Source organism: Pseudomonas putida group bacterium ESBL64, from assembly GCF_045277175.1.
In the GTDB taxonomy this organism is placed as follows: domain Bacteria; phylum Pseudomonadota; class Gammaproteobacteria; order Pseudomonadales; family Pseudomonadaceae; genus Aquipseudomonas; species Aquipseudomonas alloputida.
Genome location: NZ_CP145799.1, coordinates 1,564,295 through 1,590,340 on the forward strand (window position 1 = coordinate 1,564,295; position 26,046 = coordinate 1,590,340).

Here is a 26,046-nt window from a genome sequence, read left to right on the forward strand (position 1 = left end):
GCGGTCTATCAGTCGTTGACGCTTACCACCCGCCCCGCCTTCTCGACAGCCTTGCCGCGCGTCGCCAGGCAGTAGTAAAGCGGCACGGTCACCAGCAAGCCGAACAGCCACGACAGGTCAGCCCCTTCGACAATGTTCGAGTACGGCCCCACATACAGCGAAGTATTGGCAAACGGCAGCTGCACCAGGATGCCGCAGGCATAGGCAATGATCGCGTGGTGGTTGAAGCGGCCATAGATGCCGCCGTCGGCACTGAAGATCGAGGCGATGTCGTACTGGCCCTTCTTGATTAGGTAGAAATCGATCAGGTTGATCGAAGCCCACGGCACCAGCACCAGCAGCAGCGCCAGGATTAGGCCGATGAACTGGCCGATGAAGTCCGCCGAGGCATTCAGTGCCACCATCCCGCAGCCCACCAGAATGATCGAGGCCAGGATCACCCGTACCCTGATGCTCGGCGTCCACTCGGCCATGAAGGTCTGGATCGCGGTCACGATCGACAGCACGGCGCCGTAAAGGTTGAGGGCGTTGTGGCTGATGATGTTAAGCAGGAACAGCACCATCAGGATCGGGCCCAGCCAGCCGGTGGCCTGCTTCACCGCATCCATTGCGTCGGTGCCTTCCGGCACGCACAGCACCGCCACCGTACCAAAGCTGAAGCACAGGATGGTGCCCAGGGTGGCGCCGAAGTAAGTGGCCCAGAACGGCTTGGCAATGCCCACTTCACGGGGCAGGTAGCGCGAGTAGTCAGAGGTGTACGGCGAGAAGCTGATCTGCCAGATCACACCCAGCGACACGGTGGCAATGAAGCCCGACAGGTTGAACGCGCCACGGCTGAAAAAGTCAGCCGGCAGATCCTGGACGAACATCATGATGAAACCGGCCAGCAACGCCGAGCCCATCACCCAGGTACCGATGCGGTTGAGGATATGGATAAAGCGGTAGCCGATCACGCCAATGGCAGTCGCACTCAGGGCACCGATCACGATCGCGCCGGGCATCGGCACGCTCGGCGCGATGCCGTGAATGGTCTTGCCCGCCAGGACGATATTGGAAATGAAGAAGCCGACATAGATCAGCGCGGTGAAGAACACGATCAGCAAGGCACCGTAGCGGCCAAACTGGCCACGGCTCTGCACCATTTGCGGAATGCCCAGCTGCGGCCCCTGTGCAGAGGCCAGGGCGATGACCACGCCCCCGACCAGATGGCCCAGCACGATGGCGATCAGGCCCCACAACAGGTTCAGGTGGAACACCTGGACCACCATGGCGCCGGTCACAATAGGCAATGGCGCAATGTTGGTACTGAACCAGAGGGTGAACAGGTCGCGCGCCTTCCCATGGCGCTCGGCAGGTGGAACGTAATCGACCGTGTGATTCTCGACAAACTGGTGCTGCGACGACGGTTGGGACATGGTTTTCAGCTCGAAAGGTCGTTTTTATCTTTGTAAGGAAACCGCATCAAGGCGGCCTCTCAGCTGCGGACCATATTATGGTATTCCAAACTTTTGACAACACTGATCCGCATGAAAAAACGGCCACTGATCCGCTTGCAAAACCCCTGCGACAAACCGCCTCACCGCTCAAGGCCACGGTTTTCGTGGCTTTGGGCCGTTCATCGCGAAAACTCAGGGTTGAAAATTCCGCTTGCAAAATAGGTATTACGGTATACCATCAGACACATCAACGATAAAAACCGCGGACCACCGCAGCCCTTCAGAGGTACTCCCGATGATCGACGCAACTGTCTACAAGAACGTTCTGGGCTCCTTCCCGTCCGGCGTTACCGTCATCACCACCCAGGACGACGACGGCTCGGTCGTCGGCCTGACCGCCAGCGCCTTCTCCTCCCTGTCGATGGACCCGCCGCTGGTGCTGTTCTGCCCCAACTACACCTCCGACTCCTACCCGGTACTGATCAAGCAGAAGCGCTTTGCCATTCACCTGCTGTCCGGTGAACAGCAGGCTGAAGCCTACGCGTTCGCCAAGAAGGGCAAGGACAAGGCCAGCGGCATCGAGTGGACCCTGAGCGAACTGGGCAACCCGATCCTGGCCGGTGCCACCGCCGTCATCGAATGCGAACTGTGGCGTGAATATGAAGGTGGCGACCACGCCATCATGGTGGGCAAGGTACACAACCTGATCGTCCCTGCCGAAGCGCCACGGCCGATGGTGTACTGCCGCGGCAAGATGGCCAGCCTGCCGGCCTTTGCCTGAAGCCTGCAGTTGGACGCAGCCCGCTCCCACACTGAAGCCCGATTGACTGACGGGCAATAACAAGCGTTGAGGAAAAACCCATGAAATTTTCGTTGTTCGTACACATGGAACGTTGGGATGAACAGGTCAGCCACCGCCAGCTGTTCGAAGACCTGACCGAACTGACCCTGATGGCCGAAGACGGCGGTTTCAGCACCGTGTGGATCGGCGAACACCACGCCATGGAATACACCATTTCGCCAAGCCCGATGCCGCTGCTGGCCTACCTGGCCGCGCGCACCGAGAAGATCCGCCTGGGCGCTGGCACCATCATCGCGCCGTTCTGGAACCCGATCCGCGTCGCTGGCGAATGCGCCCTGCTCGACGTGATCAGCAACGGCCGCATGGAAGTGGGCCTGGCCCGCGGCGCCTACCAGTTCGAGTTCGACCGCATGGCAGGTGGCATGCCGGCCACCGACGGCGGCAAGGCGCTGCGCGAGATGGTACCGGTGGTGCGTAAGCTGTGGGAAGGCGACTACGCCCACGACGGTGAAATCTACAAGTTCCCGACCTCCACCAGCGTACCGAAGCCGTTCAACGCCACGCCGCCTATGTGGATCGCCGCCCGCGACCCGGACTCGCACAACTTCGCCGTTGCCAATGGTTGCAATGTCATGGTCACCCCGCTGATGAAGGGGGACGAAGAAGTGCTGGACCTGAAGAACAAGTTCCAGGCCGCCCTGGACAACAACCCAGACGTGCCGCGCCCGCAACTGATGGTGCTGCGCCACACCCATGTGCACAGCCCGGCTGATCCGGAAGGCTGGAAGGTCGGCGCCCAGGCGATCTCGCGCTTCTACCGCACCTTCGATGCCTGGTTCGGCAACAAGACCACCCCGGTGAATGGCTTTCTGGAGCCGAGCCCGGAGTCAAAATTCGCCGAAGTGCCGGCGTTCCAGCTGGAGAACATCCGCAAGAACACCATGATCGGCACGCCGGAAGAGATCATCGCACGCATCAAGTACTACCAGGAACTGGGCGTCGACGAGTTCAGCTTCTGGTGCGACAACAGCTTGCCCCACGCCGAGAAGAAGAAGTCGCTCGAGCTGTTCATCAAGGAAGTGGTGCCGGCGTTCGCCTGAATTCCCATTGCCTGAATCATTGCGGGACGCGCCCGCTCCCGTGGGCCCCTTCGGCCTGCGTGAGCGGGCTTTTTTTTGAAACCTGTGCAGTCCTTGTGGGAGCGGGCAAGCCCGCGAAGAGGCCAGTACAGACAACAGAGAAATCAAGGCATCAGGCCACCTTTCGTCCCCCGGCAAGAGAAATTTCCTGACACCTCTTGCACAACAAATATTATGGTATACCATCAGACAACAAGAGCTGATAACCCTCACCAGGAGCCATCCATGAGTTTCGAAATCCGCAAGATCGTCACCTACTCCGAAGAGACCCGCATCGAAGGCGGCAAGGCCACTGACAAGCCGGTGACCATGGTCGGCCTGGCCGTCGTGATCAAGAACCCATGGGCCGGTCGCGGTTTCGTTGAAGATCTGAAGCCGGAAATTCGCGCCAACTGCTCGGAGCTGGGTGCCCTGATGGTCGAGCGCCTGACTGCTGCCATTGGCGGCGCCGACAAGATCGAGGCCTACGGTAAGGCCGCCGTCGTCGGCGCCGATGGCGAAATCGAGCACGCCTCGGCCGTCATCCATACCCTGCGCTTCGGCAACCACTACCGCGAGGCGGTACAGGCCAAGAGCTACCTGAGCTTCACCAACAAGCGCGGCGGCCCAGGCACTTCGATCCAGATCCCGATGATGCAGAAGGACGACGAAGGCCTGCGTTCGCACTACATCACCCTGGAAATGCAGATCGAAGATGCCCCGCGTGCCGATGAAATCGTCGTGGTCCTGGGCGCAGCCGATGGCGGCCGCCTGCACCCGCGCATCGGCAACCGTTACATCGACCTGGAAGAACTGGCTGCCGAAAAAGCCAACGCTCAATAACAACAACCAAGACGGGCCGGGGCGTGGCGTGCTTACCCGCCGCGCCCGACCTTCAAGGAGCGCCCTCCATGATTCAGCCTGTCGCTGAACGCACACCTGCCGGCACCAGCTATCTGGATGTCGGCCAGGGCCAACCCGTGGTGCTGATCCACGGCGTGGGCCTGAACAAGGAAATGTGGGGCGGTCAGTTCGTTGGCCTGGCCAACGACTACCGCGTCATCGCCTACGACATGCTCGGCCACGGTCAAAGCCGCGTACCGGCCGCCGACACACCGCTGGAAGGCTATGCCGACCAGCTCGCCGAACTGCTTGACCACCTGCAAATTGCACAAGCCACCGTGATCGGCTTCTCCATGGGCGGCCTGGTTGCCCGTGCGTTCGCCCTCAATTACCCGCAGCGCCTGGCTGCACTGGTCGTGCTCAACAGCGTGTTCAACCGCACCCCCGAGCAAAGTGCCGGGGTGATCGCCCGCGCTGCCCAGGCGGCGGAGCTGGGCCCAGACGCCAACGTCGATGCTGCCCTGGACCGCTGGTTCAGCCGTGAATACAAGGCTGCCAACCCGGCGCAGGTCGCCGCCATTCGCCAGGTGCTGGCGAGCAACGACCCGCAGGGTTACCACACCACTTATTCGCTGTTCGCCACTCAGGACATGTACCGCGCCGACGACCTGGGCAGTATCCAGGTGCCGACGCTGATCGCCACCGGCGAACTCGACTCGGGCTCCACCCCGGCCATGACCCGCCAGCTCGCCGCCAGCATTCCTGGCGCACGCAGTGTGGTCCTCGCCGAGCAACGGCATATGATGCCAGTGGAAGCACCGCGTGAAGTCAACAAGATGCTGCTGGACTTCCTCACCCAAGCCCGCACCCTCACCGAATCCGCCAAGGGGATTGTTGCATGACCCTCGTTCGTTTCCAGATGTGCATCGACGGCCAATGGCGCGATGCCCAGAGCGGCAAGACCTTCGACAGCCTCAACCCGGCCACCGCCCAGGCCTGGGCGCAACTGCCCGACGCCGATGAAGCCGATGTGGAGCTGGCCGTTCAGGCCGCCCAGCGTGCCTTCGACAGCAAGGCGTGGCGCAGCATTACCGCCACCGCGCGCGGCAAGCTGTTGCGTCGTCTGGGTGACCTGATTGCCGAGAACAAGGAGCACCTGGCCCAGCTGGAAAGCCGTGACAACGGCAAGCTGATCCGCGAAACCCGCGGCCAGGTCGGCTATCTGCCGGAGTTCTTCCACTACACTGCGGGCCTGGCCGACAAGCTCGAAGGCGGCACCCTGCCGTTGGACAAACCCGACCTGTTCGCCTACACCGTGCACGAGCCAATCGGCGTGGTTGCCGGGATCATCCCGTGGAACAGCCCGCTGTACCTCACCGCGATCAAGCTGGCGCCGGCCTTGGCTGCCGGCAACACCATCGTGCTCAAACCGTCCGAGCACGCCTCGGCAACCATCCTCGAGCTGGCCCGACTGGCCCTTGAGGCCGGCTTCCCGGCCGGTGTGGTCAACGTGGTCACCGGCTACGGCCCCAGCACCGGCGCGGCGCTGACCCGCCACCCGCTGGTGCGCAAGATCGCCTTCACCGGCGGTGCCGCCACCGCCCGCCACGTGGTGCGCAGCAGTGCCGAAAACTTCGCCAAGCTGTCGCTGGAGCTGGGCGGCAAGTCGCCGAACATCATCTTCGCCGACGCCGACCTGGACAGCGCCATCAATGGCGCCGTGGCCGGCATCTACGCCGCGTCCGGGCAAAGCTGCGTGGCCGGTTCGCGCCTGCTGGTGCAGGATGAAATCTTCGACGTGTTCGTCGAGCGCCTGATTGCCCGCGCCAAGCGCATCCGCATCGGCAACCCGCAGGACGACGCCAGCGAAATGGGCCCGATGGCCACCGCGCAACAGCTGGCAGTCGTCGAAGGCCTGGTGGCAGCAGCCAAGGCCGAAGGCGCAAAACTGCACATGGGCGGAAAGCGTGCCGACGTTGAAGGTGACGGCTGGTTCTACGAGCCGACCCTGTTCGAGTGCGACAGCAACGCGATGACCATCATGCAGGAAGAAGTGTTCGGCCCGGTCGCCGCGGTGATCCGCTTCAAGACCGAAGAAGAAGCGCTGGCCATAGCCAACGACTCGCAATTCGGCCTGGCTGCCGGCATCTGGACGCGCGATCTGGGCCGTGCCCACCGCCTGGCCCGCGACGTGCGTTCGGGGATCATCTGGGTCAACACCTACCGTGCCGTGTCGGCCATGGCACCGATAGGTGGTTTCAAGAACAGCGGCTACGGCCGTGAGAGCGGCATCGATTCGGTGCTGGCCTATACCGAGCTGAAGACCGTGTGGATCAACTTGTCCACCGCGCCGATGCCCGACCCGTTCGTGATGCGCTAAGAGGAACACGAGATGATCGAACCCGGCATCTACAAAGACGTGATGGGCTCCTTCCCATCCGGCGTCACGGTAGTGACCACCCTGGACGCCGACGGCGGCATCGTCGGCATCACCGCCAGTGCATTCAGCGCGCTGTCGATCGACCCGGCGCTGGTGCTGTTCTGCCCCAACTACGCCTCCGACACCTACCCGATCCTGCGCGACAGCAAGCAGTTCGCCATCCACCTGCTGTCCGCCGACCAGACCGCCGAAGCCTATGCCTTCGCAGGCAAGGGCAAGGACAAGGCCAAGGGCGTGGAGTGGCACCTGAGCGAGCTGGGCAACCCCCTGCTGGCCAAGGCTACGGCGATCATCGAGTGCGAGTTGTGGCGCGAGTACGACGGCGGTGACCACGCGATCATTGTCGGCGCGGTGAAGAACCTGGTGTTGCCGGCCGAGCCGGTGACCCCGATGGTCTACCACAAAGGCAAGCTCGGCGCCCTGCCGCCGCTTGGCTGATACATCTTGAAGTCGGTGTTGGCTTTTTCGCGGGCTCGCCCGCTCCCACAGGTATCGCACAGATCCTGGAACCCGTGGGAGCGGGCAAGCCCGCGAAAAAGCCAACACCGATGACCCTGTTTTCAGGGGTCGCGCTAATCGTCTCACCCTCGGTTGCGGCCCCTGTTTTATGCCGGAGTACTGCACATGAGCAATGAAAAGTACGAAAAGGGTCTGAAAATCCGCACCCAGGTGCTGGGCGAGGACTACGTCAACCGCTCGATCCAGAACGCAGATGAGTTCACCAAACCGTTGCAGGAGCTGGTCACCGAGTATTGCTGGGGTCACGTCTGGGGCCGTGAAGGCTTGTCGCTGAAAGAGCGCAGCATGATAAACTTGGCCATGATTTCCGCGCTCAACAGGCCCCACGAGCTCAAATTGCACATTCGCGGTGCCCTGCGCAATGGCCTGAGCCGTGAACAGATTCGCGAAATCCTGCTCCAGGTCGGCATTTATTGCGGCGTACCCGCGGCGGTGGACAGTTTCCGCCTGGCCCGTGAAGCCTTTGCCGAAGCCGATGCGGAGCCAACCCGTTAACAACGGGCTGTTCGAACCACTGCATGGAAAGCCTCGGTTCGAGGCATTCCGCGATGTTGGCGCAACAGCCTCATAAAGAGCGCACCTGATGAAACGCCAGCCACTCGACGACAGCTTCAAGGTCAACCGCAATCCCGTTACTCTGCGCGAAATCGTGCTCGACAAGCTGCGCGCCGCTATCATGAACTTTCACCTGCTGCCCGGCGACCGCCTGGTCGAACGCGACCTGTGCGACCGTCTCGGCGTCAGCCGCACTTCGGTACGTGAAGCGCTGCGTCACCTGGAGTCCGAAGGCCTGGTGGAGTTCGCCGACGCCAAAGGCCCACGGGTGGCCATCATCACCCTGGAAGACGCACGTGACATCTATGAGCTGCGCTGTGTGCTCGAAGGCCTGATCGTGCAACTGTTCACCCTCAACGCCAAGGCCAAGGACATCCGTGCGCTGGAACGCGCGCTGGAAGTGAACCGCGAGGCACTGGAAGAAGGTGAGCTGCAACAGGTACTGGATTCGGTACAAGGTTTCTACGATGTGCTGCTGGAAGGCTCCGGCAACCAGGTGGCGGCCCAGCAGTTGCGCCAGTTGCAAGCACGCATCAGCTACCTGCGCGCCACCTCGGTATCGCAGGAAAACCGCCGCGGCGCCAGCAACCGCGAAATGGAAAAGATCGTCGAGGCAATCAAGAGCGGTGACCCGCTGGTAGCCCACCAGGCCTCGGTCGACCACGTCCGCGCCGCCGCCAAGGTGGCCTTGGACTACCTGCGCCAGAAGCAGGATGACAACGCCAAAGTGCGCGACATTGTCGAACCCTTGGCCCTGAAGGAACCCCGCATAGGTCGCTGATCATGCCCAATGCCCCGCGCTACTGCCCGCACTGCACCAAGGAACTGGCCCGGGGCGTTCCCACAGGCGATACCCACGAACGCCTGCATTGCACCGGCTGCGGCTACATCCATTACATCAACCCCAAGATCATCGCCGGCTGCATCATCGAGCGCGATGGAAAGTACCTGCTGTGCCAGCGCGCCATCCCCCCTCGCCCCGGCACCTGGACCTTGCCTGCCGGGTTCATGGAGGCTGGCGAAACCACCGAACAGGCGGCGCTGCGCGAGGTATGGGAAGAAAGCGGCGTACGTGCGGACATCGTCTCGCCGTATTCGATCTTCAGCGTGCCAAAGATCAGCGAGGTGTACATCATATTCCGTGCCATCGTCACCGAAGAGACCGGGCAGTACGGGCCTGAGACGCTGGCGTACAAGTTCTTCGAACCGGATGAAATCCCCTGGGATGAGATCTACTACCCGGCCATCCGGCAAATTCTCGAGCGCTACATCCTCGAGCGGCAGGCCGGGGTGTATGGCATTTACATGGGCAATGATGACACCGGCAAGGTGCACTTCATGCGCTAGCCGGTACGGCCTCTTCGCGGGTGAACCTGCACTCACCCGGATCGCGCAGTTACAGAGGCTCGTGCAGTGGCACAGCCCTCACAAAACCCTCGCCAACGGTCTATTCTCGGTGCACCCTAAGGGCCTTGAGAAAGAGGACCGGCAAAGCACATGGCTAGATGGCTAGATGGCGGCGGGCTAATGGCCGAACGCATCCGCAACCACGACTGGGCCACCACCCCCCTGGGCCCGCTGGAACATTGGCCCGATGCCCTGAAAACCACGATAGCTCTGTGCCTGGCCTCGCGCTTTCCGCAAGCCGTGCTCTGGGGCCCGGACTTGATCACCCTGTACAACGATGCCTTCACACCGATTCTCGGTCGCAAGCCCCTGGCCTTGGGCATCCCCTTCCGCGACGTGTGGCACGAAGCCTGGGATGAAATCAGCAGCATGGCGGCCCGCGCGTTGGCCGGCGAAGCGGTTTACATCGAAGACTTCCCGCTGATGATCGACCGCAACGGCGGCCTGGAGCGGGCCTATTTTACCTTCTGCTACAGCCCGATTCGCGGCCATGATGGCGAGATACTGGGCATGCTCGACACGGTCACCGAAACCACCGCCAGCGTGGTCACCAACCAGCGCCTGAACTTTCTCGATACCCTCGGGCGAGCCGTGACCGAAGCGACCGACCCGGACCAGATCATGGCCATCACCACCCGCATGCTGGTCGAGCACCTTGGCTTGTCCAGTTGCGCCTATGCAATGATGGACCCCGACGAGGACGGTTTCACCATTTGCGGCGATGCGGTGACACCCGGCTCACCACGCCTGGTGGGCCACTATCACCTGCATGACTTCGGCCGCCTGGCGGTCAGCCGCCTGCGCAGCGGCCTGGCCCTGGTGATCAACGACAACCTGCGCGAACTGGCCACTGACGAGGCGGCGACTTTTCAGGCCATCGGCATTACGGCCACCATCTGCATGCCACTGATCAAGGGTGGCAGGCTGACCGCGCTGATGGCGATTCACGACCGCGTACCCCGAGTATGGACCGACTACGAGCAAGCACTGATCAGCGAAGTGACCGAGCGATGCTGGGCGCACATACAGCGGGTCCAGGCCCATGCCGAAGTGCGCGAAGCGATGGCGGCCCTGGAAGCGCTCAACACCACCTTGGAACATCGCGTCGAAGAACGCACCACTCAGTTGCTGCACACCGAGGCCGTGCTGCGCCAGGCCCAAAAGCTGGAAGCCATTGGCCAGCTGACCGGCGGGGTAGCCCACGACTTCAATAACCTGCTGACCATCATCCGCTCGTCGCTGCACTTCCTGCAGCGCCCCAACCTGGCCGAGGAGCGCCGCGAGCGCTACCTCAAGACCATGTCCGACACGGTTGACCGTGGTGCCAAACTGACCGGCCAGCTACTGGCCTTCGCCCGACGCCAGGCCCTCAGCCCACAGGTGTTCGAAGCCGGGCCACGGCTGGAAGCCATGGCCGACATGCTCGACACCGTCACTGGCGCGCGCATCCGGGTCGAGCTGCAGCTACCGCAAGCGCCCTGCCACATCCGCGCCGACCTCAGCCAGTTGGAAACTGCGGTAATCAACCTGATGCTCAACGGCCGCGATGCCATGGCTGGCGAAGGTGCCTTGCAGCTGCGCCTGCAGGCCGACCAGTGCCTGCCGGCCTTGCGCGGTCAGCCTTCACAGCCAGGCCCGTTCGCGGCGATATCGGTGAGCGACAACGGAGTCGGTATTGCCACCGAATTGCTGGAGCGCATCTTCGACCCGTTCTTCACCACCAAGGCCCCAGGTGAAGGTACCGGGCTCGGGTTGTCGCAGGTGTTCGGTTTCGCCAAGCAATCCGGGGGCGATGTACAGGTGAACAGCATCCCCGGTCAGGGCACCACCTTTACCCTGTATCTGCCGCAGGAGGCCCCAGATGCGGCCTCGCCCGAAGACGCCTCGGCCGGCAGCCAGCCGCAGGTACAGGGCGAGCGGCGACGAATACTGGTGGTAGAAGACAATCCCGACCTGGGCAGCTTCACGGCTCAGCTCCTCGAGGACCACGGCTACCAAATCAGCTATGCACGGTCGGCAGAAGAAGCGCTGGCGCAGTTGACTGGCCCGGCAGGTGATTTTGATGCGGTGTTTTCCGATGTGGTCATGCCCGGCATGGGTGGCTTGGCACTGGCCCGCGAACTTCGCCGCCAGCGCCCGCAGTTGCCGGTGATCCTGACTTCGGGCTATAGCGAGGCGATTGCCGAAGGCGGGCACCAAGGGTTCACCTTCCTGGCCAAACCCTACTCGGCAGAACAGGTGTGCCAGATACTCGGCAAAGTATTCGGCCACTGATACCTTGCATCGCAATAGGCGATCAACGGCGCCCTTCTGCCAGCATGCGCACCGCCAGCCCCGCCAGCACCGTTCCCATCAACCAACGCTGAACCTGTTGCCACAGCGGCCTGCCAGCCAGGAACACGGCGATGGAACCGGCCATGATCGCAATCAGCGCGTTGACCGTAACGCTGATGGCGATCTGCGTCGAACCCAGCACCAGCGACTGCAACAGCACGCTGCCGTGGCCCGGTTCGATGAATTGCGGCATGAGCGACAGGTACATGACGGCAATCTTGGGGTTGAGCAGGCTGGTGGCAAACCCCATCGTGAATAGCCGCCGCGGGCTGTCGGCGGGCAGTTCACGGAGCTGGAACGGCGATTGGCCACCCGGCCGCAGCGCCTGCCAGGCCAGGTACAACAGGTACAGCGCGCCACCGATGCGCAGCGCGTCGTAGGCAAAGGGTACCGCCATCACCAGCGCCGTGATGCCCATTGCCGCGCAGAACATGTAGATGACGAAGCCCAGAGCCACACCGCCAAGCGAAATCAAGCCGGCTTGGCGGCCCTGGCAGATCGAGCGGGAAATCAGGTAGATCATGTTCGGCCCTGGGGTCAGGACCATGCCGAGGCAAATCAAGGCGAACGTGAGCAGTTGCGTGGTTTCGGGCACGGGGCACATCCTGGTTGTGCATTAGGTTGCAGCGAGTTTATCTGAAGTCATGCTGAACCGGTAAATTCAGGTCATTTGCCCAGCTATCAAGCCCAGGGCCACGGTAATCATCGCCATCCCCGACACCCGCCCGACCAGCTTTGCCGCACCCGGCCGAGTGCTCAGCACAGCTTTGGCGCCATAGCCGACCAGCGTGTAGATCACCAGCGAACTGCACAGGTGGACCAGCCCCAGCAACAAGATCTGCAAGGGCACAGGCCAGCTCGACTGCGGGTCGGTGAACTGCGGCAGCAGGGCCAGGAACAGCAGGAATACCTTGGGGTTCAGGCCGCTGACGCAAAAACCCTTCAACGCCCAGCGTGAGCCCGACTCCCCCGCGCCGCCCTGCCCGGCCGCCGGCAATGCCGGGCTGAGCAACAGGTTGCCGCCCAGCCACAGCAAGTAGCTGCACCCCGCCAGGGTCAGCAAGGTCAGCGCCAACGGGTGACCTGCCAGCAAACTGCCGACCCCGGCCGCCACCACCAGCGTGGCCAGGAAATGCCCCGACAACATCCCCGCCACCGCTGGCATCACCCAGCGCCCACGCATGCCGGCCGAGATGGCATAGGCCCAGTCTGCACCGGGGGTAATCACGAACAGCATCGACACAGCCCAGAACGCCGTCAGCACACTGATAGCCACTTGAATCTTCCTTATCTACTGCATTGGGATGTCGATAGATTACGGATTCCGTCCGGGGATTTTCTTTCGTATATTCCCCCTCAGCATTCATGTACTGGAAGATTCTTCCCAATGGATAGAACTGATCGAAAAATCCTTGCCGAGCTGCAAAAAGACGGGCGGCTGTCGGTAACCGAGCTGGCCGACCGCGTGGGGCTCAGCCTGTCACCCTGTCATCGGCGCTTGAAGGCACTGGAAGAGTCCGGCGCCATTCTGGGCTATCACGCACGGCTGGCACCGAGCGCCCTTGGGCTGAACTTTGCCGCGTTGGTGTTCGTGACGCTACGCGAGGTGACCCGCCAGCCGGTGGCGGACTTTGAAACGGCACTGGCGCAGATCCCGCAGATTGTCGAAGCGCAGCGGCTGTTTGGCGACCCGGATTACCTGCTGCATGTGGTAGCCAAGGACCTGCCGGCGTTTCAGAAGCTGTATGACGAGCATCTGACCAGTATTCCCAATGTGAAACGCTTGAGCTCGACCTTGGTGATGAAGGAAGTGATTCAGGATCGGTTGCTCCCCATGTAGCTGTTTCCTCTTGTGCCGGCCCCTTCGCGGGTAAACCCGCGCCTGCTGTAGGAGCGGGTTTACCCGCAAAAAGGCCGGCCCAGGCAACCTTTCATCTGCCCTGAAAACGCGCACGTCGCACCAACCCAGCCCACCGTGATCCGGGTTGCCAACCCGCCGCCCCTCTACCCCACGGCCTTCAGCCAGCTGGCACTCTCCTTGCTACCGTCACCCGCTTAAGCTTTTGTCAGCCTTAGTTTTTTTAACGCTTATGGGCACATATTTACTAATTTCTCGTTACCCCCGCGCCCCTCATCATCGCTCCAACAAGAACGCGTCGCCCACCGCCGGCACGCCCCCGGGCAGTTCCCAATGCCCTACCTTGCCTTGGAGTCAGTCATGACCAGTGCAGCCAATTCGGCACCCCTGATAGAAAAACACACGATCGGCTACGTGCCCCCGCAAGACCGCCATGGAAAGGTAAGGGATCTGTTCACACTCTGGTTCGGCGGCAACATCGCGCCGTTGCCCATCGTCACCGGCGCGCTGGGTGTGCAGCTGTTCCACCTGAATCTGGTATGGGGCATCGTCGCCATCCTCGCCGGTCACCTGGTCGGCGGGGTGCTGATGGCCCTGCACTCGGCCCAGGGCCCGCAAATGGGCATTCCGCAGATGATCCAGAGCCGCGCCCAGTTCGGCACCCTCGGCGCGCTGCTGGTGGTGGTGATCGCCGGCGTCATGTACATCGGTTTCTTCGCTTCCAACATCGTCCTTGCCGGCAAGTCACTGCATGGCGTGGTCGACGCCGTTCCGGTACCGGTGGGCATCGTCGTCGGTGCGTTGGGTTCAGGCATCATCGGCATCATCGGCTACCGCTTCATCCACGTGCTCAATCGCATTGGCACCTGGGTACTGGGTATCGGTATCGTGGTTGGCTTCGGCTACATCTTCACCCATGTGCAGAGCGACGATTTCCTTACCCGCGGCGGCTTCAACCTGGCCGGCTGGCTGGCCACCGTGTCGCTGGCGGCGTTGTGGCAAATCGCCTTTGCGCCCTATGTGTCGGACTACTCGCGCTACCTGCCGGCAGATGTCAAAGTCAGCTCGACCTTCTGGACCACCTACCTGGGCTCGGCCCTGGGTTCAAGCCTGTCGTTCATCTTCGGCGCCGTGGCCGTGCTGGCGATCCCGGCCGGCATGGACACCATGGACGCGGTCAAGCTGGCCACCGGCACGCTCGGCCCGATCATGCTGGTGCTGTTCCTGCTCAGTGTGATCAGCCATAACGCCCTCAACCTGTATGGCGCGGTGCTGTCGATCATCACCCTGGTGCAAACGTTCGCCTACCGCTGGATCCCCACCGCCAAAAGCCGTGCAGTGCTGTCGCTGATCGTGCTGTCGGCCTGCTGCGTGGTAGCGGTGTTCGCTTCGGCAGACTTCATCGGCCACTTCGTTGACATGGTGCTGGTACTGCTGGTGGTGCTGGTGCCGTGGACGGCGATCAACCTGATCGACTTCTACGCCATTCACAAAGGTGATTACGACATCCAGTCGATCTTCCAGGTCGATGGTGGTATCTACGGGCGCTACAACCCGCAGGCACTGATCGCCTACGCTGTGGGTATCGTGGTGCAGATACCGTTCATGAACACCCCGCTGTACGTCGGGCCAATTTCCGAGCACATCAACGGGGCTGACCTGTCGTGGCTGGTAGGGTTGGCGATCACCTCGCCGCTGTACTGGTGGCTGGCGAGCCGTGACAGTGCCTACCGTCGTCGGCAGACCAGCGCCAAGCTGGCAGCAGTGGCTTGATCGGTACTGGCCTTTCGCAGCAAAAGATGAAACGGCTGGGTGCAGGCGTCCGAACGCCTGGTGCAATTCAGGCGGGAAACAGCGAACCCGTCGACTGGGAATGAATGGCAAAAAAGGGGCCGGCGCCAGAAGGCCGGCCCATTTCGCTATTCAGAAGTTGAAGGTGTAGCGCATGATCAAGCGATTTTCATTAGCGCTGTCAGCGTAGGTCGAGCGGTTCGTGGAGTTTCGCCATTGGAACGAAACACCCTTCGCCGGCCCACTCTGAATGACATAAGAGATATCAGTGACCCGCTCCCATTCTTTGCCCTCCTCCCCGTTAAGGCGGAGTGAAGCGGCTTGGCGGCTCTTCAGCAGATCAGGATCAACATCATCACCTTTCATGTACCGGGTGGTGAACAGCAAGCCCGGTACACCCAACGCGGCGAAATCAAAGTCGTACCTTGCGAACCACACTCGCTCCTCAGGGGCAGTGAATGTACTGACCAGCGATTCGCCGAACAGATAGGTATCCGTGCCGTTCACGAACGCAAACGAGGTGTCGCCCCAAGCCTTCTGGTAACCGCCACCGAGGGTGTGTCCCTTGATGCTGTAGGCGAAGTAGCTACTCAGCGTTCTGTTGTCCACCTCACCCAGTTTTTTGGAGCCCGTCTCGCTGGCATCGAACACGCGAACATCCGCGATCACATTGCCTTCCCACAACGGCTTGATTACTTTAATGCCGGCGAAGTAGGATTTATAGAGATCTTCAAGTTCGGCGGCGTGCAAACTGAAGGTCATGTCCTTCGCAGGCTTGAAGTCAAATGCCAGGTAGTTGTAGTGATCCGCCTCAACCGGGGCATAGCCAGTGGCTGTGAGTGATTCGAAATCGGTGGAATTACGCTGCTTCACTGCGTTGACTCTTGTAGCCGTTACCGTCAATTTATCGATGTCGTTGACGGTCAGCGAACCACCGCGAAAGACCTGAGGCAGCAGGCGGCTGTTATTACTCCAGAGCAGAGGCATCAGAGGGTTTATCCCTCCTATCCTCAACTCCGTCTTACCCATCCTTGCTTTGGCGGTGGCTACGAACTTACCGTATTCATCCTCAACCTGCCTGTCGGAATCGTAGGCCAGCAGCCCTGATCCCGTTCTGTCCGGGCTGGAATCAAGCTTCACCCCCAGCAAGCCCATCGCATCAATACCGAAGCCCACGGGCCCTTCTGTAAAACCCGATTGCAAGTTCAAAATAAAGCCTTGCGCCCACTCATCGCGCTTGGACTGAGTGGCGCCATCATTGCGAAAATCGCGATTATAGTAGAAGTTACGGAGTTCGAGACTGCCTTTGAAGTCTTCCACGAACGCGGCAGAAGCATAAGGCGCGACCAGCAATGCTGCTGAACAAGCCAACGATTTTTTTAAAGCAATAGACATCACAGGCACCTTGTTCTTGTTGTGTGCTTGAACATGGAGCGCAGCGAAGCGCCCCATGCAATGCCAATCCTACAAATGGGTTAAGGCCCGCTTTAGCGGAATGATCGAAACAGTATCACCCTGCCCGGCGCTAAACTTGGACAGGGCGCACGCCAGGTTTTTTATTCTGAGTGAAAGGTCGTGAATGCACGCACGGGTTCACGGCCAGTAACCAACGTGTTCTCAATGCTGCCATCATCGGCATAACCCAAGCTCATCCCACAGACGAGCATTTGGCTCTTCGGTATTGCCAGCATTTCAGTGATGATGCTGTGATATTTAAGGAATGCTGCCTGCGGGCAGGTGTGCAAGCCTCTTCCCCGTGCGGCAATCATGAGGCTTTGCAGGAACATGCCATAGTCCAGCAGGCTCCCTTCCTGAAGCACGCGGTCAATCGTGAAGAACAGGCCAACAGGCGCCCCGAAGAAGCGATAATTCCGGCCGTGTTGCTCGTGCATCCTTTGTTTATCGCTTCGACTGATGCCCAACAAGCTATAGAGCCCCCACCCTACCTCCCTGCGCCGTTCGATGTAGGGAGATGTCCACTCCCTGGGGTAATACGCGTAGGGATCAGAAAAGCGTTGGTCATCAGCCGGATGGTCATCAACCTCAGTAATTGCTGCGGACAACCGTGCCTTCATATCGCCGGTAACAACATGCACGTTCCAGGGCTGCAGGTTGACGCCTGTTGCGCTATAGCGCGCAACGTTCAGAACCGCTTCAATTTCCTCTCGCGGAACTGGGGTTGGGAGGAACGACCTGATGCTCCGACGTGAGACGATTGCCCAGTCGATCAAACGGGCAGTTTCGTCCGAACCTACCGGTGATTTGCGCAAGCGATCAATAAGCATACTTGGCACCTGTCTCTCAGCATTATGGTCAGGTCAGCTCGTGGGCAACCGTGGCCTTCTTCCTCACTACAGCCGAGTCCGAGCGAGATTGGTTGATCATGGTCACTGCAACAGCCCCTACCAGGCCGGCGAGCGCGATTGCCATGAAGTTCTGCTCCAGCGGCAACGCCATCGACACCAAGGCACCAATCAAAACAGGTGCGACAATCGCCCCGACGCGACCGACGCCCGAGGCAAAACCGACGCCAGTTGAGCGGATGGTGGAGGGATAGAAATCGCCGGCGTATGCATAGGCCAGAAGCTGGGTGCCAAGGGTCGAGGCCCCCACGATGAACACGACGACAAAGAGCAGTTCGGTGGAGCGGGTATATCCCAGCAACGTGAGTGCGACCGCGCCCACTACATAGAACACCACCAAGACGTGCTTGATGCTGAATTTGTCGCTAAGCCATCCACCCAGAATTGCACCGAAGATCGAACCGAGGTTGAACACGATGACGAAATTCAGGGCTGAACCGAGGCTGAAGCCCGCCATGGCCATCAACTTGGTGAGCCACGAATTGAGCGCATACACCATGAACAGCCCGGTCATGAATGCCATCCAGATCATGACCGTGCTGTATCCACGGCCTTCCAGGAAAAGGCTTCGTACCGGCTTGTCTTGAGCAGAGATAACCTGCGGATTGCCGACGAGCTGCGTGTCATCCTTGATCACAAGGTCAGGACGAAGGCGACGCGCGATGATTTTCAACTCGTCTTGTCGACCCTGCTTCAACATAAAGCCGATAGAGTCGGGCATTGACTTGAGAATGAAAGGAATCAAAACCACTGGCAGGACGGCCACGTAAAACACGTATTGCCAACCGTAGCTTTCGATCAGTTGTTTACCCGTCAGGGCTACCAGAATTCCGCCCACCGAATAGCCTGCGAAAACGATGGTCACCAGCCGGGTGCGAACTTTCAAGGGCGAGAACTCACCCATCTGCGCCGTACAGATGGGCAACACACCGCCGATGCCCAAGCCGGCGATAAAGCGCATGATACTGAAGGTCAGCGGGCTGTCAGTGAACCCTGCCGCAGCGGTGAAAATGCTGAACAGCGCCACACAGATCGCGATCATTTTCGGCCGGCCAATTCGATCTGCCAATGTGCCTAAAAAAATGGCCCCCAGCATTGTCCCAAACAATGCTGAGCCAGCCATTACCCCGGCGCTGGTCGCATCAATTTGCATATCGGCCATGATGGCCGGTAAGGCAGCCCCCACCACTGCCAAGTCGTAGCCATCGATAATCAGAATTAACACGCACCAGAACAGAATAATTCCATGAAAGCGGTTAAACTTCGACTCTTCGGTCAACGTGTACATATTCAAAGAACTCATACCGTGTCTCCTTCAATCTTATTGTTGTGTTTTTGAAGTCCACATACGTATAGCGATCTGGCACAACTCGACCACACGCACAGGTACGCATGGTTCCGCGTGTGAGTCGGGAGAGTTGAGAGGCACCAACTAGACGGCGCCCGAGAAAAATCGTAGGCCTTATGGCAAGCGCCAACCATGCCCAATGGCATCATTCTGCTTGACCGGAACGGGCAGTTTTTGGAAAACCAGATGGCTTCGAAGAGAGGGTGATCAGCCCAAGCGCAGCGGACTAGTCCCCTCGAGGGCTAAGCAACGAGCGTCTGTAAGCACCAGGGGTGATACCCGTCCATTTCTTGAATGCCCTGTGGAACGCACTGGTCTCAATGAAGCCAACCTCTGACGCAACGCCATCCACTGTCATACCTGCCCGGCACAGCAGACTGATGGAAATATCCCGCCTTAGATTATCTTTGAGCCGTTGGTAGGTGAAACCCTCAGCGTAGAGCCTTCGCTGTAGGGTGGAACTGGACATGCTCAAGTCGCGTGCGAGCTCATCGAGTTCAGGCCACGTGTGTGGAGAGAGCAGTTTTAATCGCCGCCGGATCATAATGCTCGTACTGTCGTCGTTACGGTATTTCACGAGGAAGTTACTTGGCGTGCCTTTTAGAAAGGCAGGAAGAGAAGCGGGCGTTTGGCAAACCTTGTACGCCAGAAAGCTCTTCTCGAACACAGCGGAGGTTCTTTCGGCCCGCCACTCGATTTCCTCACAAAAACGCATTCGATAGTCGCTGTCGTCCTCTGGCTGAGGAGGACGCATCGATAACTTCAAAACAGGGATGCGCCTGTCGCACAGCCAACAAAGCAGACCGTGCACGAGGACCAGCCAGGCACCATAACAAAACGCCCTTCGCGACTCACCATGATCATGGATGACAATTGCAGCATACTCTCCGTCGCACTCCACCGACCCATAGATGTCATCAAGGGCAGCCCTGAGAAACGCCAGAATCCGCTTGAGCGCCTGTCCAATGGTGTCGCAGCCGAGGGCCAACTGCGCCATCAGCTTGAAGCTACCTCTGCGAAGAGGGTGACTGTCTGCCGCAAAAAACTCATCGTCGAGCAAATCCGCTAACGCAATCCACAATCTGGAGAACGTACCAGCAGGTACCCTGGCATAGCGCTGGTCCAGCAGGCGTGGATCAATATGCGCGTGGCTGAGCACAGTAGCAACATCCAGGCCACGCAGTTCTGCTCCTTGAAGTGCGTCCCGCACGAGGCTGATCGACGTAGTGCCTTTGTGGGCAGAAAACTCCATCTGGGGCTCCGTTGCTAACTCGATACCAAAGGCTGCCTTGCAAAGCAGACACACCCGTAGAAGATCTACCGTACCAATATCACTGTGCCAGGTGTCAACGCCCCTTGTTTTTTATTGCAACACGTTTTGGATTACCGCCCAGAGAGGTCACAACACCTGAGGTAAGCGGGCATTGCTTCATTCTCGCCCCTGCATCCAGGATAGTCACCCCACCTGTTTAAGGCCCTTTCCATGAGTGCCAGCGAGATGTTCTGGGAGCAGTTTTCTGTCGGCCAGGCGTGGACACACCATCGAGATGAAACGTTGGCGCAAGACGAAATCATCGCCTTCGCAAAGCAATACGATCCGCTATACATGCACACTGATCCCGTTCAGGCGCTTTCCAGCCCCCTGGGCGTACATTGTGCAAGCGGCGTGCATACCTTCGCACTGGCTCAGCGAATGCTGTGTGATGCGCTGTTTTCGGTGACGCATGTCGTGGCCGGGCACCGCATTGAAAACTTCATCATGCATCGACCTGTGAAGCCGAGAGATAGGCTCAGCCTGACGGCAAAGGTGATGAATGTCTCACAGCACGCTCGTCGAGACGATTGCGGCTGGGTCACGCTCGCGATTGCTGTGCAGGTAGCCGGCACCGGTTCGGTGTTGACTTACGACCTGACCGTGCTAATCGCACGAGCAAAATGACTCCGACGCCGATCCATTTGGCCAATCCTCATTGCTCAGAAGCCCCCAAACATCTCTCTCAAGTACCGCCGTCAGAGGGTCGCAATTGCGCGAAGCGGCTGAGCAAGCGCAGCGCGCAGGCTTTCAAATTTTGGCGGGCAGTCCAGGTACAGCGCAGTCTTCAACATCTGTGCTGTAACCTGTGGGACCGGGCACGCCCGCGAAGAGGCCAGCACAGTCAACCCACCTCTTGCATGGCAACACACAATTCAAGAAACCGCGAGGCAGCCCGCGAAGGCGTAGCCCCATGCGGCAACAGAATGGAAAAACGCCGCACCAGCGCCTGCGGCGCAACCTGCAGCCGGTGCAGCGCCCCATCTTCATGACGAATGGACATCGCCGACACAAAGCCAACCCCCATCCCGGCCCGGACCGCCTCTTTTACCCCTTCAACGCCAGCGATCTCCAGCGCCACTCGCATTGCCACGCCATCACGGGCAAACGCCCGCTCGACGATCTGCCGCACACCCGAGCCGCTTTCACGCAGTACCAAGGGGTAGGTGCCGAGCGCCGCCAGTGTCTGCTGGTCACTGCTTGCCAGGGGATGCCCACGGGGCACAATCGCCACGATCTCGTCCTCGCGCCACGGCGTCACTTGCGTACCCAACGGCAACTCCTGCCCGGGCGGCCCCTCGATCAGGGCAATATCAACACTGTCCAGGGCGGCGACGATCTCCGCCGTGTTGCCATGCGAGGTGCTGACCAGCACATCCGGATGACGCCCGTGAAAATCGGCGATCAGGTAAGGCAGCAGGTAACTGGCGGGCGTGGTACTGGCGCCGATGCGCAAGGTGCCGCGCTCCAGCCCGCGCATGGCCTCGCGCAATGCTTGCGCCTGTCGGAAGGTTTCGCGCAGGCGCTCGGCATGCGCCAGCAACTGCTCACCGGCCGCTGTCAGCCGCACGCCGCGGCCGGCACGTTGGTAAAGGGGTTCGCCAAACGCCTCCTGCAAGAGCTTGAGCTGGCCGGACACCGCCGGCTGCGACAGGTGCAGGGCTTGAGCGGCATGGCTGATGTTGCCGTGTTCGGCAACCGTGGCGAATGTTATCAGCTGTTCTGGGGTCATTTTTGAAAATTATCAGATTTTCGGATATTTGCCATCCTAAATTACGATTTTTTATAAGCTTATAACCAGATTAACGTAGGCCTTGTCGAAACACCTTTTCCGGAGGACTCACATGGCCACGGTTCCGTCCAACCCTGCCTTTGCCCCTACCCTCTCCACCCGAGGGCGGCTCAATGGCATTCTTTTCGTCGCGCTGTTCGCGGTCGCAGTCACTCAACTGGCGGCCCTGCCCGCTATCGCCAACCTGGGCATCAGCCCGCTGATCGTGGGTATCGTCGCAGGTGCCTTGTATGGCAACGCGCTGCGTGACGGCGTACCGGCAAGCTGGGCGGCAGGCATCAATTTTTCCGCTCGCGGCCTGTTACGCATTGCGGTGGCATTTTTTGGCCTGCGGGTAAGCCTGCAGGAAATTGCCGAAGTCGGCTGGTCGGGGCTTATCGTGTCGGTGCTGGTAGTCACCAGTACCCTGCTGATCGGCCTGTGGTGTGGCATGAAAGTGTTCAAGCTCGACCGCGATACCGCCTTGCTCACCGCCGCCGGCAGCGCTATCTGCGGCGCTGCCGCCGTGCTGGCATTTGAATCGGCGCTGCGCAGCGCCCCCCATAAAAGCGCCATGGCAGTCGGAAGCGTGGTGCTGTTCGGTACCTTGTCGATGTTCCTTTACCCGCTGGCGATCAATGCCGGCTGGCTGCATCTGGATACCATGGGCGCCGGGCTGTTGCTGGGCGGCACAGTCCACGAAGTGGCGCAGGTGGTAGGCGCGGCCAGTAATGTCAGCCCCGAAGCCACGCATATCGCCACCATCGTCAAGATGACCCGGGTCATGCTGCTGGTGCCGGTACTGCTGGTGGTGGGCCTGTGGATCAGCCGTTCGCGCAAGGCTGGCCAGGCGCAGGGCAACGGGCGCATTGCCATGCCCTGGTTCGCTTTTGGCTTCCTGGCACTGGTACTGGTGAATTCGCTGCAAGTGCTGCCTGGCAGCGTGACCCAGGCCGTGAACAGCCTGGACACCTTTGCCTTGACCATGGCCATGACGGCGTTGGGTATGGAGACCCGCTTCAGCCAGATTCGCCAGGCCGGGCCACGGGCGCTGGCGACCGGGGCGATCCTCAACCTGTGGCTGGTTGGCGGGGGGTTGGCGATTACCCTGGGGGTGCAGAAGCTGTTGGGCTGACGGGAGACCGAGTCGGCTGCTTCGCGGGTAAACCCGCTCCTACACAGGTCCGCACCGCCATCAAGGCTTGCGCTGTACCTGTATAGGAGCGGGTTTACTCGCGAAGCAGGCCGCCCGGTCTCAAGGTTTTTCACAGCCCCCCTCGTTGCCGTCCACATTTCTCGGTATGGTGGTGTCAAAGAAGGATGTTTTACCCGCACAGGAAAGACTTAGATGCCTCAACGCCATGTCATCAATGCATCCGTCAGCCCCAAAGGCAGCCTGGAGACGCTGTCACAACGTGAAGTGCAGCAACTGAGTGAAGTCGGTACCGGTAGCCTTTACACACTGTTCCGCCAGTGCGCCCTGGCAATCCTCAACACTGGCGCCCATGTCGACAATGCCAAGACTATCCTTGAGGCCTACAAAGACTTCGAGGTACGTATCCACCAACAGGACCGTGGCGTGCGCCTGGAGCTGCTGAACGCGCCGGCCGACGCCTTCGTCGATGGCGAAATGATCGCCAGCACCCGTGAAATGCTGTTCAGCGCCTTGCGCGACATCGTCTACACCGAAAGCGAGCTGGCCAGCCAGCGCATCGACCTGGAAAGCTCCCAGGGCATCACCGACTACGTGTTCCACCTGCTGCGCAACGCGCGTACCTTGCGCCCGGGCGTGGAGCCGAAGATGGTGGTGTGTTGGGGCGGCCACTCGATCAGCACCGAGGAATACCAGTACACCAAGAAGGTCGGCCACGAACTGGGCCTGCGCAAGCTGGATGTCTGCACCGGCTGCGGCCCGGGCGTGATGAAAGGCCCGATGAAGGGCGCCACCATCGCCCACGCCAAGCAACGCATGCATGGCAGCCGCTACCTGGGCCTCACCGAGCCCGGCATCATCGCCGCCGAGGCGCCCAACCCGATCGTCAACGAACTGGTGATCCTGCCAGACATCGAGAAGCGCCTGGAGGCCTTCGTGCGTGTCGGCCACGGCATCATCATCTTCCCAGGCGGTGCCGGCACGGCGGAGGAGTTCCTGTACCTGCTGGGCATCCTCATGCACCCGGACAACCACGACCTGCCGTTCCCGGTGGTGCTCACCGGCCCGCGCAGCGCCGAGCCTTATCTGCAACAGTTGCACGCTTTCGTCGGCGCCACGCTGGGTGAAGCGGCCCATCGCCTGTACGAAATCATCATTGATGACCCGGCGGAAGTCGCCCGGCACATGGTCGAAGGCCTCAAAGCGGTCAAGCAGTTCCGCCGCGAGCGCAACGATGCCTTCCACTTCAACTGGCTGCTGAAGATCGAGGAGAGCTTCCAGCGACCGTTCGACCCGACCCACCAGGCCATGGCCGACCTGGACTTGCGCCGCGAGCTGCCGCCCCATGAACTGGCGGCCAACCTGCGCCGGGCGTTTTCCGGGATTGTCGCAGGCAACGTCAAGGACAAAGGCATCCGCCTGATCGAGGAACACGGGCCGTATCAGATCCACGGTGACAGCGCCGTACTGGACCCGCTGGGCCGGCTGCTACAGGCATTCGTCGACCAGCACCGGATGAAGCTGCCCGGCGGCGCGGCGTATGTGCCGTGCTATCAGGTAGCGACCTGACCACGCTGTTTTGCTGATGACGGGCATGGATGCCCGTCAAACGCGGGGGCCGGGTGACGGGAGCGCCTGTACGGATCACCCACATGGGTTACATGAAAGCTCACCCCCTAGGTGATTCGCTCACTGCCGGAGTTCAACCATCGCCCGCTCGAAAAACCGAATGCTGTCGCGCCCCCCACGTTTGGACTGGTACAACGCCACATCCCCCTGCTCGATCAACGCCGCCAGGCTCGCCGGCGGCTGGTCGAACACGTTGGCACCAATGCTCAAGGTAACCGCCTGGGGCGTAGGCACGGTCTTGTCGGCGTACTGCTGGAACTGCTCGCGCAGCCCACTACCCAGTTCCATGACCCGTTCACTGCTCGCGCCACTGAGCAAGATGACGAATTCATCCCCGCCCAACCGCGCCGCCAGCGAACGCTCGGGCAGCGCCGTCCGGATCATCTCGCTCAAGGCAATCAGCAAACGGTCGCCGGCGATATGCCCGTGCAGATCGTTGACCAGTTTGAAGTTGTCGATGTCGATCAGTAGCAATGCCCCAGGTTGCGCCGGGCTCACGTCCTTGAAGAAATGCCCCGCCCGTACCTCCAGTGCACGCCGGTTGTACAGCGCAGTCAGCGGGTCACGGGCTGCCAGCCGGGCAATCCGCTCTTCACGCCGGTAACGTACGGTGCCGGTCATCGACAAGGCAATCAGCATGATCGCCATCGCGCCTTCCACCAGCGAAACCTGAATGATCAGCCCGCCAAAGGTCGCCAGGTCAATCAGCGTGCCTGGCGTGATCGCGATGGCCGCCTTGGCCACATAGAACAGCCCATGGATCAGCAACACATAGCGCAGCTGCACGGCCCCGACACTCAGCGATTTGCCATGTGGCCGCAGCAGGAAACTGGCCTTGAGCGTCAGCGAGGCCACCAACAATGAGTTGACCATCAGCATCACCTTCGACCACTGCGGGCCCACGGGCAGCAGCAGCAAGGCGAACCAGACCAGCACGATCATCAACCAGGCACGTGACAAGCGCTCCTGGGTGAAGCGCAGCACGCCGATCAGGAAAAAAACGTGGGCCACCACCAGCAAGCCATTGGCGAACCAGATACCGATGAACAGCAAGCCGATCCCGCGCAACAATGCCAGGGTGCTACCAACCGTAATCGTGGCGAAACCCGCACTCCAGTAAAGCAATGAGGTTTCGCGCACACTGCGCCATTCAATCGCCAGGTACAAGGCGGCCGCAGCGGCCAAAGCGACTGAAATAGTCAGCATCGTGGGTGGATCTAACGCCATATACGCATTGGCCTGTCTGGTTAACGGGAAAAGGCCCGACTGTATGCGATCGTGATCACGTTCAGAGGGGCCTTGCACGGTTGCCTGCACATTGTAATCCAGCCCCTGACAAAGGGCCGTGGGCAGCAATATCATAATGA

24 protein-coding genes are annotated in these 26,046 nt (G+C 60.5%); 15 read left to right on the plus strand and 9 right to left on the minus strand.

From position 1 onward, the window contains the following. Nucleotides 1-8 precede the first annotated feature (8 nt). On the minus strand, nucleotides 9-1,415 hold the full coding sequence (locus tag V6093_RS07055) for a cytosine permease (RefSeq protein WP_003256059.1): 1,407 nt from the start codon (nucleotides 1,413-1,415) through the stop codon (nucleotides 9-11). 316 nt (nucleotides 1,416-1,731) lie between these two features. Here V6093_RS07055 and V6093_RS07060 point away from each other — a divergent pair, with 316 nt between their 5' ends. The 10 genes from V6093_RS07060 (at nucleotide 1,732) to V6093_RS07105 (ending at nucleotide 11,394) form a co-directional block, all read left to right on the plus strand. Beyond that, nucleotides 1,732-2,217 (plus strand): flavin reductase family protein, encoded by a 486-nt coding sequence (locus V6093_RS07060; RefSeq protein ID WP_003256061.1) that lies wholly within the window; start codon nucleotides 1,732-1,734, stop codon nucleotides 2,215-2,217. 80 nt (nucleotides 2,218-2,297) lie between these two features. Beyond that, nucleotides 2,298-3,338 (plus strand): LLM class flavin-dependent oxidoreductase, encoded by a 1,041-nt coding sequence (locus tag V6093_RS07065; RefSeq protein WP_003256063.1) that lies wholly within the window; start codon nucleotides 2,298-2,300, stop codon nucleotides 3,336-3,338. A gap of 264 nt (nucleotides 3,339-3,602) precedes the next feature. Next, entirely contained in the window at nucleotides 3,603-4,199 is a 597-nt protein-coding gene (locus V6093_RS07070; RefSeq protein WP_003256068.1) for an amino acid synthesis family protein, read from the plus strand. Nucleotides 4,200-4,267: 68 nt separating this feature from the next. Beyond that, the gene (locus V6093_RS07075; RefSeq protein WP_003256070.1) at nucleotides 4,268-5,101 is read left to right on the plus strand and encodes an alpha/beta fold hydrolase; all 834 of its coding nucleotides are present in this window, start codon (nucleotides 4,268-4,270) and stop codon (nucleotides 5,099-5,101) included. Continuing rightward, nucleotides 5,098-6,579 (plus strand): aldehyde dehydrogenase, encoded by a 1,482-nt coding sequence (locus V6093_RS07080; protein ID WP_003256071.1) that lies wholly within the window; start codon nucleotides 5,098-5,100, stop codon nucleotides 6,577-6,579. Before V6093_RS07075 ends, V6093_RS07080 begins: the two co-directional genes overlap by 4 nt. Nucleotides 6,580-6,591: 12 nt before the next feature. Beyond that, nucleotides 6,592-7,077, plus strand: a complete 486-nt coding sequence (locus tag V6093_RS07085) for a flavin reductase family protein (RefSeq protein ID WP_003256072.1) — start codon at nucleotides 6,592-6,594, stop codon at nucleotides 7,075-7,077. 186 nt (nucleotides 7,078-7,263) lie between these two features. After that, nucleotides 7,264-7,653: a carboxymuconolactone decarboxylase family protein gene (locus tag V6093_RS07090; RefSeq protein WP_003256073.1), complete on the plus strand. Its 390-nt coding sequence runs from the start codon at nucleotides 7,264-7,266 to the stop codon at nucleotides 7,651-7,653. 88 nt (nucleotides 7,654-7,741) lie between these two features. Further along, a complete protein-coding gene (locus tag V6093_RS07095) occupies nucleotides 7,742-8,494 on the plus strand; it encodes a GntR family transcriptional regulator (RefSeq protein ID WP_012052005.1) in 753 nt (250 codons plus the stop codon). 2 nt (nucleotides 8,495-8,496) lie between these two features. After that, nucleotides 8,497-9,060: an NUDIX hydrolase gene (locus V6093_RS07100; protein WP_010954491.1), complete on the plus strand. Its 564-nt coding sequence runs from the start codon at nucleotides 8,497-8,499 to the stop codon at nucleotides 9,058-9,060. A gap of 150 nt (nucleotides 9,061-9,210) precedes the next feature. Continuing rightward, entirely contained in the window at nucleotides 9,211-11,394 is a 2,184-nt protein-coding gene (locus V6093_RS07105; RefSeq protein WP_047603038.1) for an ATP-binding protein, read from the plus strand. Between the two features lie 22 nt (nucleotides 11,395-11,416). On the opposite strand, the gene V6093_RS07110 is transcribed toward V6093_RS07105, so the two are convergent. Continuing rightward, nucleotides 11,417-12,049: a LysE family translocator gene (locus V6093_RS07110; RefSeq protein ID WP_003256077.1), complete on the minus strand. Its 633-nt coding sequence runs from the start codon at nucleotides 12,047-12,049 to the stop codon at nucleotides 11,417-11,419. 66 nt (nucleotides 12,050-12,115) lie between these two features. After that, nucleotides 12,116-12,730 carry a LysE family translocator gene (locus V6093_RS07115; protein WP_003256078.1) on the minus strand — a complete coding sequence of 205 codons (615 nt, stop codon included), beginning with the start codon at nucleotides 12,728-12,730 and terminating at the stop codon, nucleotides 12,116-12,118. Nucleotides 12,731-12,841: 111 nt separating this feature from the next. Here V6093_RS07115 and V6093_RS07120 point away from each other — a divergent pair, with 111 nt between their 5' ends. Together V6093_RS07120 and V6093_RS07125 are read left to right on the plus strand one after the other, a co-directional pair. Beyond that, complete coding sequence (locus V6093_RS07120) at nucleotides 12,842-13,294, plus strand: Lrp/AsnC family transcriptional regulator (protein WP_003256079.1); 453 nt, start codon at nucleotides 12,842-12,844, stop codon at nucleotides 13,292-13,294. A 378-nt stretch (nucleotides 13,295-13,672) separates the two neighbouring features. Beyond that, entirely contained in the window at nucleotides 13,673-15,085 is a 1,413-nt protein-coding gene (locus V6093_RS07125) for a cytosine permease (protein ID WP_108079270.1), read from the plus strand. 150 nt (nucleotides 15,086-15,235) lie between these two features. Here the strand turns inward: V6093_RS07125 and V6093_RS07130 are convergent, their stop codons facing one another. From V6093_RS07130 to V6093_RS07145, 4 genes are all read right to left on the minus strand, one after another. Further along, nucleotides 15,236-16,555: an OprD family porin gene (locus V6093_RS07130; RefSeq protein ID WP_047603040.1), complete on the minus strand. Its 1,320-nt coding sequence runs from the start codon at nucleotides 16,553-16,555 to the stop codon at nucleotides 15,236-15,238. Between the two features lie 104 nt (nucleotides 16,556-16,659). Further along, nucleotides 16,660-17,388: a nitroreductase gene (locus tag V6093_RS07135; RefSeq protein ID WP_003256082.1), complete on the minus strand. Its 729-nt coding sequence runs from the start codon at nucleotides 17,386-17,388 to the stop codon at nucleotides 16,660-16,662. A 28-nt stretch (nucleotides 17,389-17,416) separates the two neighbouring features. Beyond that, nucleotides 17,417-18,769, minus strand: coding sequence for an aromatic acid/H+ symport family MFS transporter (locus V6093_RS07140; protein ID WP_047603042.1), 1,353 nt, complete (start codon nucleotides 18,767-18,769; stop codon nucleotides 17,417-17,419). A gap of 271 nt (nucleotides 18,770-19,040) precedes the next feature. Next, nucleotides 19,041-20,066: an AraC family transcriptional regulator gene (locus tag V6093_RS07145; protein WP_144000204.1), complete on the minus strand. Its 1,026-nt coding sequence runs from the start codon at nucleotides 20,064-20,066 to the stop codon at nucleotides 19,041-19,043. A 231-nt stretch (nucleotides 20,067-20,297) separates the two neighbouring features. Between V6093_RS07145 and V6093_RS07150 the strand changes: the two genes are divergently transcribed. Continuing rightward, the gene (locus V6093_RS07150; protein WP_406669748.1) at nucleotides 20,298-20,753 is read left to right on the plus strand and encodes a MaoC family dehydratase; all 456 of its coding nucleotides are present in this window, start codon (nucleotides 20,298-20,300) and stop codon (nucleotides 20,751-20,753) included. A gap of 217 nt (nucleotides 20,754-20,970) precedes the next feature. Here V6093_RS07150 and V6093_RS07155 read toward each other — a convergent pair whose 3' ends face one another. Then, nucleotides 20,971-21,858 carry a LysR family transcriptional regulator gene (locus V6093_RS07155; protein WP_003256092.1) on the minus strand — a complete coding sequence of 296 codons (888 nt, stop codon included), beginning with the start codon at nucleotides 21,856-21,858 and terminating at the stop codon, nucleotides 20,971-20,973. Between the two features lie 112 nt (nucleotides 21,859-21,970). On the opposite strand from V6093_RS07155, the gene V6093_RS07160 reads away from it, so the two are divergent. Continuing rightward, complete coding sequence (locus tag V6093_RS07160) at nucleotides 21,971-23,032, plus strand: YeiH family protein (RefSeq protein WP_003256093.1); 1,062 nt, start codon at nucleotides 21,971-21,973, stop codon at nucleotides 23,030-23,032. Nucleotides 23,033-23,245: 213 nt separating this feature from the next. Continuing rightward, complete coding sequence (gene ppnN, locus V6093_RS07165) at nucleotides 23,246-24,619, plus strand: nucleotide 5'-monophosphate nucleosidase PpnN (protein WP_003256095.1); 1,374 nt, start codon at nucleotides 23,246-23,248, stop codon at nucleotides 24,617-24,619. Between the two features lie 120 nt (nucleotides 24,620-24,739). Here ppnN and V6093_RS07170 read toward each other — a convergent pair whose 3' ends face one another. Next, nucleotides 24,740-25,885, minus strand: coding sequence for a GGDEF domain-containing protein (locus tag V6093_RS07170; RefSeq protein WP_014860030.1), 1,146 nt, complete (start codon nucleotides 25,883-25,885; stop codon nucleotides 24,740-24,742). Nucleotides 25,886-26,046 lie beyond the last annotated feature (161 nt).